At 44.6% G+C, this 13,174-nt stretch carries 12 protein-coding genes and 1 tRNA gene; 7 read left to right on the top strand and 6 right to left on the bottom strand.

The genetic code is table 11. From position 1 onward, the window contains the following. The first annotated feature begins 210 nt into the window (after positions 1–210). Positions 211–1,782, top strand: coding sequence for an outer membrane beta-barrel family protein (locus ACKI5J_RS16805; protein ID WP_407430647.1), 1,572 nt, complete (start codon positions 211–213; stop codon positions 1,780–1,782). Positions 1,783–2,202: 420 nt separating this feature from the next. Here ACKI5J_RS16805 and ACKI5J_RS16810 read toward each other — a convergent pair whose 3' ends face one another. Continuing rightward, positions 2,203–2,802, bottom strand: a complete 600-nt coding sequence (locus ACKI5J_RS16810; RefSeq protein WP_407430648.1) for a Crp/Fnr family transcriptional regulator — start codon at positions 2,800–2,802, stop codon at positions 2,203–2,205. Between the two features lie 155 nt (positions 2,803–2,957). Here ACKI5J_RS16810 and ACKI5J_RS16815 point away from each other — a divergent pair, with 155 nt between their 5' ends. The 4 genes from ACKI5J_RS16815 (at position 2,958) to ACKI5J_RS16830 (ending at position 6,159) form a co-directional block, all read left to right on the top strand. Continuing rightward, complete coding sequence (locus ACKI5J_RS16815) at positions 2,958–3,527, top strand: redoxin domain-containing protein (protein ID WP_407430649.1); 570 nt, start codon at positions 2,958–2,960, stop codon at positions 3,525–3,527. 57 nt (positions 3,528–3,584) lie between these two features. After that, positions 3,585–4,478 (top strand): helix-turn-helix domain-containing protein, encoded by an 894-nt coding sequence (locus tag ACKI5J_RS16820; protein ID WP_407430650.1) that lies wholly within the window; start codon positions 3,585–3,587, stop codon positions 4,476–4,478. 78 nt (positions 4,479–4,556) lie between these two features. Further along, the gene (locus ACKI5J_RS16825) at positions 4,557–5,390 is read left to right on the top strand and encodes an SDR family NAD(P)-dependent oxidoreductase (protein ID WP_407430651.1); all 834 of its coding nucleotides are present in this window, start codon (positions 4,557–4,559) and stop codon (positions 5,388–5,390) included. Positions 5,391–5,430: 40 nt separating this feature from the next. Then, positions 5,431–6,159 (top strand): SDR family oxidoreductase, encoded by a 729-nt coding sequence (locus tag ACKI5J_RS16830; RefSeq protein WP_407430652.1) that lies wholly within the window; start codon positions 5,431–5,433, stop codon positions 6,157–6,159. 16 nt (positions 6,160–6,175) lie between these two features. Here the strand turns inward: ACKI5J_RS16830 and ACKI5J_RS16835 are convergent, their stop codons facing one another. From ACKI5J_RS16835 to ACKI5J_RS16845, 3 genes are all read right to left on the bottom strand, one after another. After that, positions 6,176–6,535: a helix-turn-helix domain-containing protein gene (locus ACKI5J_RS16835; RefSeq protein WP_407430653.1), complete on the bottom strand. Its 360-nt coding sequence runs from the start codon at positions 6,533–6,535 to the stop codon at positions 6,176–6,178. Positions 6,536–6,646: 111 nt separating this feature from the next. After that, positions 6,647–7,486 (bottom strand): alpha/beta fold hydrolase, encoded by an 840-nt coding sequence (locus ACKI5J_RS16840; RefSeq protein WP_407430654.1) that lies wholly within the window; start codon positions 7,484–7,486, stop codon positions 6,647–6,649. 240 nt (positions 7,487–7,726) lie between these two features. Continuing rightward, entirely contained in the window at positions 7,727–10,099 is a 2,373-nt protein-coding gene (locus tag ACKI5J_RS16845) for a TonB-dependent receptor domain-containing protein (RefSeq protein WP_407430655.1), read from the bottom strand. Between the two features lie 118 nt (positions 10,100–10,217). Here ACKI5J_RS16845 and ACKI5J_RS16850 point away from each other — a divergent pair, with 118 nt between their 5' ends. Together ACKI5J_RS16850 and ACKI5J_RS16855 are read left to right on the top strand one after the other, a co-directional pair. Next, positions 10,218–11,675, top strand: coding sequence for a sensor histidine kinase (locus tag ACKI5J_RS16850; RefSeq protein WP_407430656.1), 1,458 nt, complete (start codon positions 10,218–10,220; stop codon positions 11,673–11,675). Then, on the top strand, positions 11,665–12,354 hold the full coding sequence (locus ACKI5J_RS16855; RefSeq protein ID WP_407430657.1) for a response regulator transcription factor: 690 nt from the start codon (positions 11,665–11,667) through the stop codon (positions 12,352–12,354). Before ACKI5J_RS16850 ends, ACKI5J_RS16855 begins: the two co-directional genes overlap by 11 nt. Positions 12,355–12,466: 112 nt before the next feature. Here the strand turns inward: ACKI5J_RS16855 and ACKI5J_RS16860 are convergent. Next, positions 12,467–12,554, bottom strand: a tRNA-Ser gene (locus tag ACKI5J_RS16860). 46 nt (positions 12,555–12,600) lie between these two features. After that, a partial coding sequence (locus tag ACKI5J_RS16865) for a pyruvate kinase (protein WP_407430658.1) occupies positions 12,601–13,174 on the bottom strand: 574 nt, incomplete at its 5' end.

Genomic DNA, 13,174 nt, shown 5'->3' on the forward strand with positions numbered 1-13,174 from the left:
TCTGAGACCAGAGGAGTTGGTAAGACCCATTGTCTTCCTAAGACCGCTTGGCCTCCGACTTAACGGCAATGTTAACCTTGCAGCAGGGTACGGCAAGAATTTCAAATCGAGTGCTGGTGCTAACTTAAATTTAGGGCGAATAAAATAAACGTCTATGGAGATTTTTACCTGAACTACAATAATCGGCTTCGGGAACTCAACATAAACCGTGTGAGTCCTTCCAACACGGGTAACACCTTTTTTGACCAACAGACAGAAGCTGACATAGACGATAGGAACCATTATTATAAAGCCGGATTGGATTATTATATCAACGACAATAATGTTATTGGTTTTCAATTTAATGGCCACAACAATTCTGGAGATGACCGAACCGTTAATTACACGCGGATCAGTAGTGATGGGATTGGGCTGGATTCTTTGGTTACCGCAGACAACCCCACTCACCGGAGCTACAATTATGCTGCTTATAACCTGAATTATAAGTCGACGATCGACACTTTAGGTCAGGACCTGAATATTGATCTAGACTATGCGTCGTATGACAACAGCATCCAAAACGGTTACGACAATCATTTTCTGGATCCGGCAGGCAATGAATATAAATCGCCTCTGGTCTTTAGGAGTAATGCGCCTGTAAAGGTTAACATTCTGTCTGCAAAAGCAGATTATACCTATCCAATAAGCGCTGTTTCTAAATTATCAGCTGGAATAAAAAGCAGTTATGTTAAAACCGAAAATGATATTGTGTTTGAAAATTTTAATGAAAACAGTTGGGAAAATGACCCAAACAGAAGTAATCAGTTTCAATACACAGAAAACATCAATGCTGCTTATCTCAATTTGCAGTTGAAACTGAAAATAGTGGAAATACAATTAGGTTTACGTGCTGAACAAACGAACTCAAAAGGGAACTCCATTACTTTAAATGAGGTAGTTAAGCGGGACTATATCAATTTGTTTCCGACGATCTTTTTAAGGAAAAAGCTATCTGAGGACCACAATGTCGGATTATCTTATTCCAGAAGGATCGATCGCCCAAACTACGTAACCCTAAATCCATTTGTATACAACATTGATCTCTATACTTTTTCCAGAGGGAACCCTTACCTAAAGCCGCAGTTTACCAATGTGTCCGAATTATCTTATGTTTATAAAAGTAAGCTATATATTACGCTGGGCCATAGTTTAACCAACGATGCGATTACAGAAGTAACGGTACTTAATGCCGAGGACAAAACGCTGATTGTGGGGGAACAGAATCTCGCCAAACAGGAGGTCGTTTACATGAGCCTGAGCTTTCCGTTGAAAATAAGTGAATGGTGGTCGATGAATAACAGCCTGAATGTTTCGAAAAACAAGTTCAGCACGCCGAACCTGATGGGCTTTCCTTTTGAAAGTGGAAAAACAGCATACAATTTTAATATTAATCAGACTTTTAACATATGCACCTCCACTACGGCCGACTTATCTTTCAATTACCGTTCGGCAAACGTGCATGGAACTTATTTTATCAGGCCCATGTATAGCACAGACCTGGGCATTAAAAAGAATTTTGCGGACAAGAAGTTGACCATCTCACTTGCGGCTAACGATTTGTTCAACACCTATAGAGAACGGATCAAAAGTGTAATTCCCGGGCAGGACTACCGGATCTACCAAAAATATGAAACACAAATTTTCCGAATAGGGCTTTCTTACCGTTTTGGTAGTAACCAGATCAAATCTGTACGTGAACGGTCGAAAAGTTCTGACAGTGAAGAGCGGCGGGTTAAAAATTAGGTAAAGCACAGATAAACGAGGGTTGCCATTCTTACAATACTGGAAGGTGTTAGGCTTATTAGAAGTCATGATTAGTTGATGCCTTCCAGAATTTATTTGTGGTGTAGCTCTTCTGTACCTTAACCAGATCTTATTGTGATTGGCATTGGTGTCCGGTGCGGGACCCGACCTCATATGCACCTCGGTTCGGTTTTGTGAAACGAGGTGCGAAGGAGGTGCAGGGCAGGTAGCTCTGTGGACGGTATATTTTATAAGTCGTAGCCAAGTTATTCTGAGCATCATATTTCCATTTTCTTTTAGACTAGAATCCGAAAGTATTTGATAGCATAGAAGAACCCTAGTCGGCGAGAGGTGATGACCGGATTTGTCTGGATCTGACCGGTAAAAAGCCTACAATACTGGCAATTTATCCCATTCGGATCAATGTAGCTGATTATCCTTTAATCTTTTCCTGATCCGGCTAAGTGATGGATTGGTGATGCCCAGGAAGGAAGATATATGATAAGCCGGGATTCGCTCCACGATATTCGGATGTTCCTCCAATAACCTTAAGAATCTTTTCTCGTGAGAAAAGAACAGAAATTCCTCTGTTCGGGATTGTGCATAAGCAAAAAATGTTTCCGCTAGCAACCGGCCGAACTTCCCCCAGTTCAGATTTCTTTCATATAGGCCATTGAGATCCTTGTAGGAAATGAAAATGACCTCTGAATCTTCCATTGCCTCAATAAAATACCAGCAAGGATTCTGAGAAATGAAGCTTCTAAAAGAAACGACGAACTGGTTTTCTGAAAAGAAGAAAAGGTTTTTTTCTTCGTTAGTTTCGGGATCACTGTAGTAAATACGAAATATTCCTTTCACGACCAGGCCGAGATCGTTACAGACCATACTTTGCATATTGAAAAAGTCTCCCTTGGCAATCTTACGTGGCTTCCAACATGCCCGGCTTTCAGTAATATCGTCTTCTGTTAGTGCAGCGAAGTTTCGCAGATATGTAGATAATATTTCCTCTTTTTCACTCATGACAGGATGTTTTAGCTTAAATATAAATCCGTTACAATGATAACGTCAACCAGTTCAAAGTACGGTATTACCACTCAATAAAATTTTTAACTTAAGTTAAAATGTGACATAATTTTAGAAAAGATCTTTGTATAGCTATAACAAGAACGATTACCATGCGCATAAGAGAAAACCAATCGGCTCCTGACTTTCAGGTGAAAGACATTTTAGGAAATTCCATCTGCATCAGTGCGTTAAAAGGAAAAAAGATCCTGCTCACCTTCTACAGGCATGTCGGTTGCCCATTCACGAATCTTCGTTTTCTTGAACTCCAGGAGTTAGACAGCTACTTTCGAGAAATGGGCCTAATAGTGCTTGCTGTTTATGAAAGCAGCACCGAAAATCTGCAGCGTTACAACCGGGATGAGTCGTTTTACGCACGGATGGTCCCAAACCCGACCTACGATCTCTATTCGTTATATGAGATTGAGCAAAGCAGTCTAAAATTACTGTATTCCATGTACAAGGGTGCATTTGCCAAAGGCGCAGAAGGACGCCGAAAATTTAAAGACACGTTCGATCCGGAGGGCCGAAGCGATACAATGGGTGGTGATTTCCTAATCGATGAAGATGGCTATATTCGATGCGCCTATTATAACCAGTATTTGGGCGATCATCTGCCGGTAAAGGATATTATGCAGTTTTTAGAGAACGGTAAGATGGAAATCAATAAAGTAATTTGCTAACCTCACGCACATATTTCTTCAATAACCAATAATGGCTCATAATTATTAAATTTGCTTATGCCGGTAACAGAAAGTCTTGAAGCATTTTATGCACGCAAATTCGATAAAACTCCACTGCTGTCACAGAATGGTGCCGGCGATTTTAACGTTTTTCGTTTAACCGATAGCCGGAGCGTGCCTGCGCCTTATACACGTTATGATTTTTACAAGATCATGCTTATACGCGGAAAGCACCGGTGTCACTATGCCGACAAGAGTATTTCGTTGGAAGGCAGTACACTCCTTTTCTTCAATCCGGCATTACCTTACAGGTTCGAGCGACTAGACGAGCAGGCAACCGGGTTCTTTTGCGTCTTTAAGGAATCGTTTTACTCAGAAGCGCTTCGAAACGGAATTCACGATCTGTCCGTATTTGCACCTGGGGCAAGGCCTGTATTTCAATTGAACGAAAGTCAGGACCAGGAAGTAACGACCCTGTTTGAGAAAATGCTGACAGAGATGAATTCGGATTATCGCTTTAAGTTTGATCTGCTACGCAACCAGGTATCCGAACTGATTCATTTCGCGATGAAAATGGAACCAAATGAACAGCTTTATCATCACCCAGATACCAACGCACGTATTACTTCTATATTCACGGATTTACTTGAACGTCAGTTTCCGATTGAATCTCCTGAACAATGTATTATGATTCGGTCTGCAAGTGATTTTGCGGAAAAGCTCGCACTGCATGTAAACCATCTTAACCGCGCCGTGCGGCTTACAACAGGAAAAACAACTACCGCACATATTGCCGAGCGGGTGGCGGCCGAAGCTACCGCTTTATTGAGACACACCACTTGGAGTGTGTCGGAGATCAGTTATAGCCTCGGGTTTTCACAGCCTTCGCATTTCTCCTACTTTTTCAAAAAGAAAACCAAAGTTACGCCAACTTCAATCCGGCTTGATTGAATATCGATAGTATCCGTTTGATTCGCGTAAACTCCAGGCTTCTGCAGGCTATACCTTTGTCCTATCAAAATGAATGATATGGAAAACAAGAAAGTATGGCTTATTACAGGCGCCTCAAAAGGCCTTGGGCTAACTTTAGCGAAAAAATTATTACAGGCAGGCCATAAGGTGGCGGCGACCTCCCGCAATACGACAAGCTTGATCAATGCGGTAGATTTTGAAGGCGATGCATTTTTGCCGTTAGCGGTAGAACTGGGCAGCGATGGGCATGTTGCTGCTGCCATACAACAAACCCATGAGAAGTTCGGCAGGATAGACGTCGTCGTGAATAACGCCGGTTATGGTATTGGGGGCAGTATTGAAGAACTGACCGACAAGGAAACGCGTGATAGTTTTGAGATCAATGTATTTGGTATGCTCAATGTCATTCGTCATGTGCTGCCGATCATGCGTAAACAAGGCTCAGGTCACATCATCAATATTTCTTCCATTGCGGGCATCGCTCCGGCGACCGGCTGGTCGGTTTACGGCGCGACCAAGCATGCGGTGATTGGCCTGACGGAAGTGCTAGCGGAGGACGTAAAAGCTTTAGGCATTAAAGCGACAGTGATTGCTCCGGGGGCATTCCGTACGAATTTCCTGAAGGCAGATTCCCTGGTTCTGTCTGAAAAGAAGATAGATGCATACGCCGGCATTCGTGCCTCACATGAGCGGTACGCAAAAATGAGTGGTAACCAGGCTGGCAATCCCGAAAAGGCTGCGAAGGTGATGATCGAACTCGCTGAAATGGCAGAACCACCATTATATCTGCTTTTGGGTAGCGATGCGTTTTCGAGGGCATTTGCCAAACTGGATCTGCTGTCTGAGAGCTATAAGCAGCAGGAAGCGCTAACAAAGTCGACAGATTATTAAATATACAAGGAAACTTGTCTGAATATTAACAACTAACCTTATGAATATATCGAACAACAAGATCCTGATCACCGGCGGTGCAAGCGGTATTGGCCTCGGCTTAACCGCACAATTCCTCAAAGAGAACAATTCTGTGATCATCTGCGGCAGACGACAGGAGGTACTTGATGATGTTGCCAGGAAATATCCAGGTGTAATTACACGTCAGTGTGACCTGGAAGTGGAAGCCGAAAGGACCGCCTTGTATAATTGGGTGGCGGAAGATCACGGCGATCTGAATGTCCTGATGAACAATGCTGGCATTCAGAACTGTATGAAGGTTACGGACGGGGATTTTTTTGAACGGGCAACACAGGAAGTCGGTATTAATGTTCTTGCGCCGCTCCATCTTACTAAGCTCTTTCTACAGCTTAAATCACTGAGAACGATAATAAACGTGACCTCGGGGCTTGCATTTGTGCCATTAATCAAAGTGCCCGTTTACAGTGCAACAAAGGCCTTCTTCCGCTCGTTCACACTTTCACTAAGACATCAGTTAAAGGATGTCGGCATTGAGGTGATTGAGATCATTCCTCCGAAACTAAATACCGACTTGGGTGGTAAGGGCTTACATGACGATGCACCGCAAGTAAGTGAATTCATCGAGTCCGTATTTGAGCAACTAAGAGCGGGGCAAATGGAAATTAGCTACACCCTAAGCGCTGAACAGACGAAGATCAATAGTGCGACAACATTGGAGCACTTCAACAAGTTGAATCCTGGCGCTTAATTTACCGGGCGGCTAATCAATTAAACGAACGTCTGAATGCCAATGGTGAGACGTTCGTTCGCTTTTTAAACAGCTTATTGAATGATTGCGGATAGTCAAAGTCCAGCTGGTAAGCGATCTCCGCATCCGCCAAGCTGGTGGTGCTTAGGTATTCCTTCGCTTGTTCTACCAGCCTGTCATGTATATGCTGCTGTGCGCTTCGGCCAGTCAGTGACCGCAGCATGTCGCTAAGATAGTGCGGCGAAATATGGAGCTGATCGGCAAGGTATTCTACGGTCGGCAGCCCTTTTTTCAAGGCATCGGCCTCGCCGAAATACATAATCAACTTATCATTCCAGCAGCCAGGCGTACTTAATGAACCGTTCGTCTTTGCCATCATCATTATGGAAACAACTGCTTATTCACCTGTAGAATATGGATCACGACGAATCATAAATTGTTCTTGAGACTACTTTCATGATGCTATTTTTAAAATTTATAAGTTGCTTTATTTAATGATCTGTAAAAGAAATCCAGTCACCTCCTCCGGCTTGGTAAGCATCGGACAGTGGCCTGACTCAACAGCAAAAACATTCTTGATGCCTGCAGTTGCGACCATCTTCTTTTGCAAATTAATGGTGATTGCATGGTCCTGGTTGGTGTAGATGTAATATTTTGGTACCGAGGCAAAGCCTGGATTTTTCAAATGAATCTTATCTGCCTGGGCGGCGATAGGCTCAGGCCTGTTGTTTTCAATGAGCAACTGTATCACCTGTTCATTTCCATCCTGAGCGAAAACCTGCATGACTTTATCATTGGGAATGGCGACAGTAAAGCCATTAGCTGAAGGGATCAAAGCCGGGCCGAATTGTGAATTGGGATCCATTGAAGTCAGGTCAAAAATAGACTGGCCATTCGCTGGAACGAAGCCGGCCAGGTAAACCAGTTTTTCTATATGGTCTGGAATAGTATCCGCTACTGCGGTGATGATCGCACCGCCAAGACTGTGACCAACTAGCACCACGGGACCCTTTATGGCTGTAATCGCAGAGACCACTTTGTCCCGGTAGGTATTGATACTGATCGTTTCGGGCGGGGTATGATCCTTGCCGTGGCCAGGCAGTTCAACAACCACAACTTTTTGTCCTGCTGCTTCTAATTTCGTCTTCACGAACTGCCAGGCGTACGGTGCCTGAAAAGCACCATGAACCAGTACAAAAGTTTTCGAGGTGGAGGGGTAATTGTTGTCGTCTTTATCGCAGCCGGTAAACGCCAGCATACAGACAACAGCCAGCATAAGCGAGAAGAATAATGGCCTTGCCATGTTTTTGTATTGTAGAATTTTCATATCAAATAAATTATTTGATACAAATGTCGCTGGTATCCCCACCCCATTTTTTAACTTAAGTTAATTGATACCGATTGTTGTATTAAAAACGAAGAAACAGAAAGGATTAATTGATGAATTTGCTATACGTTGCCAGGTCTAACCTGCGAGGAGAGCCATGAAGAAGCAGATTTCAGCAAATAAGATCTGGCTTCCCTGACTTTCTCCCGCGAGACTCAATAGATCATAGATGATTCTTCGCTATTGTGCGCGCTTGCGCTCCTCCTCACTGGCTGTGCTCCTGCTCCTCGAAGCGGCTACATTCTTACCGAAGCGATAGGAAAAGCTCAACGCCACATTCCGGCTTTCTACTTGATGAAAGAAGCTACTGTGCTGATCCAGATAATTAATTCGAATGTAATTGCTTTTGGTGTTAAAGATATCGTTCACAGCCAACCGCAGCGTACCCAAACCGTGTAAAACATTGGTCTTAATGCCGGCATCTACAGTAGAGCTGTGATCCACCCGGTAAATACCCTGAATGCCCGGCCCTGTCAACGTTCCACTGATCTCTGCTTTTAAAGCCGATTTTGCATCAATCGTGAAAGTTTGGTTCAATGAAGCATTATAGGATATTAAGTGGAAATCATAACTGCTCGTCAGGAAGGCCGACTTTTCCTGCTGCCAGTATCCTTCGGCAATTACGTTCATATCCCACCACCCAGACGGATGAAACGAGGAAGATAAACGAATCCCCGTACTCACGCTCGATCCCAAGTTGGCATGGGTTCCGGAGTAAATTTTTGTTTCATTATCCTGCACATTGATGTTCGAAAACAGATCCTGCGTCGCACTGTAATAGGCCGTAACATTATAGTCCTGTTTGTAGGTGTAACTGAACTCTACATTCTGTACGAATGCAGGTTGTAAAGCCGGATTCCCAACATAAACATTATACGGGGAGGAGAATCGCTTGGCCGGGTTTAAGCGGTTATATTCCGGGCGCTCAATACGGTAAGCGTAATTTAGCTGCATTTCATTATCATCATCCACCTTATACTGAATGAATGCGGTTGGGAACAGCTTAAAATATTTACGCGCATTCACGGAATTTAGCGTCAGGGAATTGCCCTTGGTTTGGGTGTATTCGCCGCGCAGCCCGCCTTGTAAAGTCCATTTCCCAAAGGTGCTGCTAACGCTGGTATACGCGGCAGCGGTTCTTTCCGTGTAAATAAAATGATTGGAATTCTCCGGAACGGCAGTTACTGAAGATCCTTCACGGTTGAAATAATCAAAATCGTTCCGGCTCTGCGTACTGCTGTATTTGATGCCGGAGCTCAGATCCCATTTCCCAAACAACTGGTACGTATAGTCCGCTTTTCCCGAATAGATATCGATATGCTGTGCGCTGGGCGTATAGATGTGAAACCGACTGGGTGTTTGCTGTCCGTCAGACAAGAAGGTCAGATTGTCTGCATAAGCACTGATCTCACTTTGGTAGGGCGAGTAATCGACATCGATGTTCAGGCTTCGTTTACCCGAGTCCAGCTTCAGGTTGTAATTGAGGTTATAGGCATACTGATTACTTGAATTCGAGGAATAATTGTCCGTCCTTAAGGTGGAATCCAGCGCCATTTGTCTATTGGTTACCTGTGTCAGCGTCTGCCCATCATTGTTGCCGGCGCGGTTACTTCCCGTAACCAGAAACCCTAGAACCTGATTGGGGGCAAGCTGAAAGTCGGCACCCAAACGGTAATTGTGGTTGTCGGACTGCGAAACACTACGATTGGGACTGCTCCAGAAAGAATCGCCATAATCTATCGACACATCGTGATCCTGGAAGGTATGACGGTGTGTGAAGCCGTAGCTGCCATAAACGTTCAGTTTATCTTTCCTGTAGTTAAAAGTTGTACTCGCGTTATACCCGGTGTATAGGCCCTGCGTAAGCCCGCTATTCAGCGTGGCATTAAACCCCTGCTTCTTTGCTTTTTTGGTGATGATGTTAACCACCGACGTGCCTTCCGCTTCAAACTTAGCCGGTGGATTTGAAAATACCTCGATCTGCGAAACCAGGTCAGACGGGAGCCCCTGAAGATAGGCAGCCAGGTCATCGCCAGAAAGATTCAGCGGTTTGCCATCCATGTACACCTGAACGCCTTTCCGATTGGCGGTAAGATGATTGCTACCGTTTACTTGCAGGCCGGGCGCCTTGGCCAACGCTTCCCAGGCACTGCCGCCAGATGCCAGAATGCTGTTCTCTACATTGAACGTAATCCGGTCCACCTTGCGCTCTATTATTGGGCGTTTGAATGTAACGGTTACTTCCTCAAGCCCTTTGCTGTCCGCCTGCATTACCAGCACAAGGCTGTCACCAGGCAATTGCACACTTGCTTGTACCGGTTCATAACCAACCAGGCTTGCCGAAACAACGTAAGTACCAGCGTCATTATAACTGAGCGTAAAGTTCCCCAGGTCAGCAAAGGCCGAGGCAATTTGTTTGTCGTCACGCTTCAGGGTGATGGTCACCGCATCCAGCGGATGACCTGCGCTGTCTTTAACCTTGCCCGACAATCTTGACTGTGCCTGTGCAAAGCAGGGAAAAAGTACGATGAGGAATAAAAAGATATTTTTCATACCGCAAACCTACTTTAAGCCTATGTTATGGCTCGTTAATCAATGTTAAACAAGGTTAAATCGATGGGCAGCTGCATCAGCAATGCTTTATTATCACCAAATTCGTATCATGAAATGGATGTCTAATAAATACGCGTATCCCTTGGTAGCGCTGGCCATCCTGGCCAGCGTAGGTCTGCAGGCGGGTTGGCTCAGCCAATTGTTCCGCGTGCAGCAGGTGCAGGTAAAACGAGATCTGGAGCAGGCTGTCAACAATGCCGCCCGCATGAATGACTACCTCAGTGCGGTGAATGGGCATGAAGGGAGCGAAAACTTCCGTAATTTTTTCCTTTCACCTCAATGGGTGCAATTTAAGCAGGCGTTTACCGCCATGCGCGCGCAACGTGTAGCCAGCAGGTACAGTTCACATATTGATAAGGATAGCACAATCATAGACATCAGTTTAAGAGTTGCGAACGGAAAACCCAAGCCACGCCGCCCTGCCAGGGTTGTCCGCGTACTAGATGAAGGGGAAACAATGGCATCCGCAATGGCTGCCGATCGCCGAGATCTGAAGCGTATGGACAGCCTGGTCAAACGCGAATGTCAGCGGAACCAGCTAGATGTTGAAACCTACTACCTTTTGTACAGTTTTGACACTGGCAAACCGGAATCACCGGAGCTCTGGAAAGCAGCACAGCAGGCCGACTACCGCAGCGACATATATGCGTACAACCTCAACTTCTTTTTTCGTAATTATCAACTGGTGGTGCCATCCATCAACGGGCTCGTATTCTACCGCATGCGCTACTATCTGACCTCATCGTTGCTAATGCTGCTGTTAACCGGACTAGCCTTTATCTTCCTGTTCAGGGTCATGCGTACCCAACGTTTATACACACAGGCCAGGATGGCTTTTACAGGCAATATGACACATGAATTGAAAACGCCGGTAGCAGTTATTGAAGCGGCACTCGATGCCATAACGCGCTACCAGCTTTCACGCGATCCTGTCAAACTCGACAACTACATAGAGATCAGTAAATCAGAGTTACAACGCTTAAACCTGATGATCGACAAAGTGCTCAATCTGGACCAGCTGGATAACGGGCAAGTAAAACTGCGTCCCGAACTTTACGATGTACAACAGGGGTTGCAAAGCGTTGTCACTTCTATGCAGTTGCGCAATGGACAAAAGGGAACGACAATAAACTACATACGTTCCACAGAACCCTGCTTTGTAGACGGTGATCCGGTACACCTCACAAATGTATTTTACAACCTCATTGATAATGCTTTGAAGTATAGCGGCAGCAATGCAGTGATTACCGTATCCTGCAACTTTAACCAAGACAATGTGCAGATAAGCATTGAAGATAATGGACCAGGCATCGCAAAAATCTACAAGGAGCGGATTTTTGAACGTTTCTTTCGGGTACCTGATCATCCCGACATCCACAATGTAAAAGGGTCAGGCCTTGGTCTTTACTACGTCAGGCAGATCATTGAGAAACACGGCGGCAAAATCCAGCTGCGCAGTAAAACGGGAAAAGGCAGTAACTTTACGATCGACTTACCAGCGTACCATGAAGTATAAAGTTTTATATGCAGAGGATGAGCCTACCCTGGCGCAGATTATCAGTGACGGACTGACCAACAGCGGATACCAGGTGGAGGTCGCTGTAGACGGACAGCAGGCTTTTGAAATTTTTCAATTCAATCCGCCGGACATCTGCGTGCTCGATATCATGATGCCGGCCAAGGACGGCTATACACTGGCAGAGGACATACGAAAGTTAAACAGTGGAATACCGATCATTTTTCTGAGTGCTAAATCAATGCCGGATGATATCATTAAGGGTTTCAAAAGCGGCGGCAACGACTACCTGAAAAAGCCGTTTAACATGGGCGAACTATTGGTGCGGATGGAATCCTTGCTTGCTCGATTTGGAACACCGACTGCTCAGGAAGATCAATCCACATCACGGCTGGTGTTTGGAGCCTGTGTATTGGACACGGTAAGCCAGGTACTGATCACCTCTCTGGCGACACATACATTGTCCTACAAGGAAACCGCTTTACTGGAGTTGCTGTTGCAACATCGCAATACTTTATTACCAAGGCAGGTTCCGCTGCTTAACATCTGGGGTGACGACAGCTTTTACAATGCACGCAGCATGGACGTTTTTATGTCGCATATACGCAAAATGCTTAAAGAAGAACCCAGCGTACAATTGATGAGTATACGAGGTACGGGTTATAAGCTAATCTGCTAAATTTTTTAGGACATAAGGTGGAGTGTTATCAATGAGGAGTAATCATTCACGCTAAGATGTAAACAAGAAAGCCTTTAGCTTAACACTAAAGGCTTTCAATATATTACATCTGCGGAGAGAGAGGGATTCGAACCCTCGATACCCTTTTGAGGTATACACACTTTCCAGGCGTGCTCCTTCAACCACTCGGACACCTCTCCTTTTCAGGATTGCAAAAGTATAAAAATTTTTGAATCCTGAGCTATACTAATCGATCACTGTGATTTTAACCATATTGGTTTTTCCTTTACGTTCCATTGGAATCGCAGCAGTGTTGATCACGATATCACCTTTTTTGATCAACTTCATGTCTTTCAACAAGCTGTTTACATCAAGGATCGTCTCGTCTGTACTTTCGAACTTATCGTAATAAAATCCTTGTACACCCCAAACTAAACTTAGCGTATTCAACAAATTAAGGTTGCTTGTAAAGATGTAAGTTAAAGCTTTCGGACGGTGACTAGAGATTTCAAAAGCAGTATAACCACTAACGGTCATGGACACAATACCTACAGCATTGGTCTGTTTAGATAAATTAGCCGCTGTATCACAGATGGCATCACTTAAAAAGCTTTCCTCACTCGATCTCAAGAACTTTTGTGGATGGAACGGGTAGTTATTGGTCTCAATGTTTTGAATGATCTTCTGCATGGTTTCAATAACGATTAATGGAAACTCTCCAACAGAAGTCTCTCCACTTAACATCACTGCATCTGCACCATCCAATACCGAGTTCGCCACGTCATTAACTTCCGCACGTGTTGGTCTTGGCGTAGTGATC

Origin of the sequence: Arcticibacter sp. (assembly GCF_045629565.1) — a bacterium.
Classification (GTDB): Bacteria; Bacteroidota; Bacteroidia; order Sphingobacteriales; family Sphingobacteriaceae; genus Arcticibacter.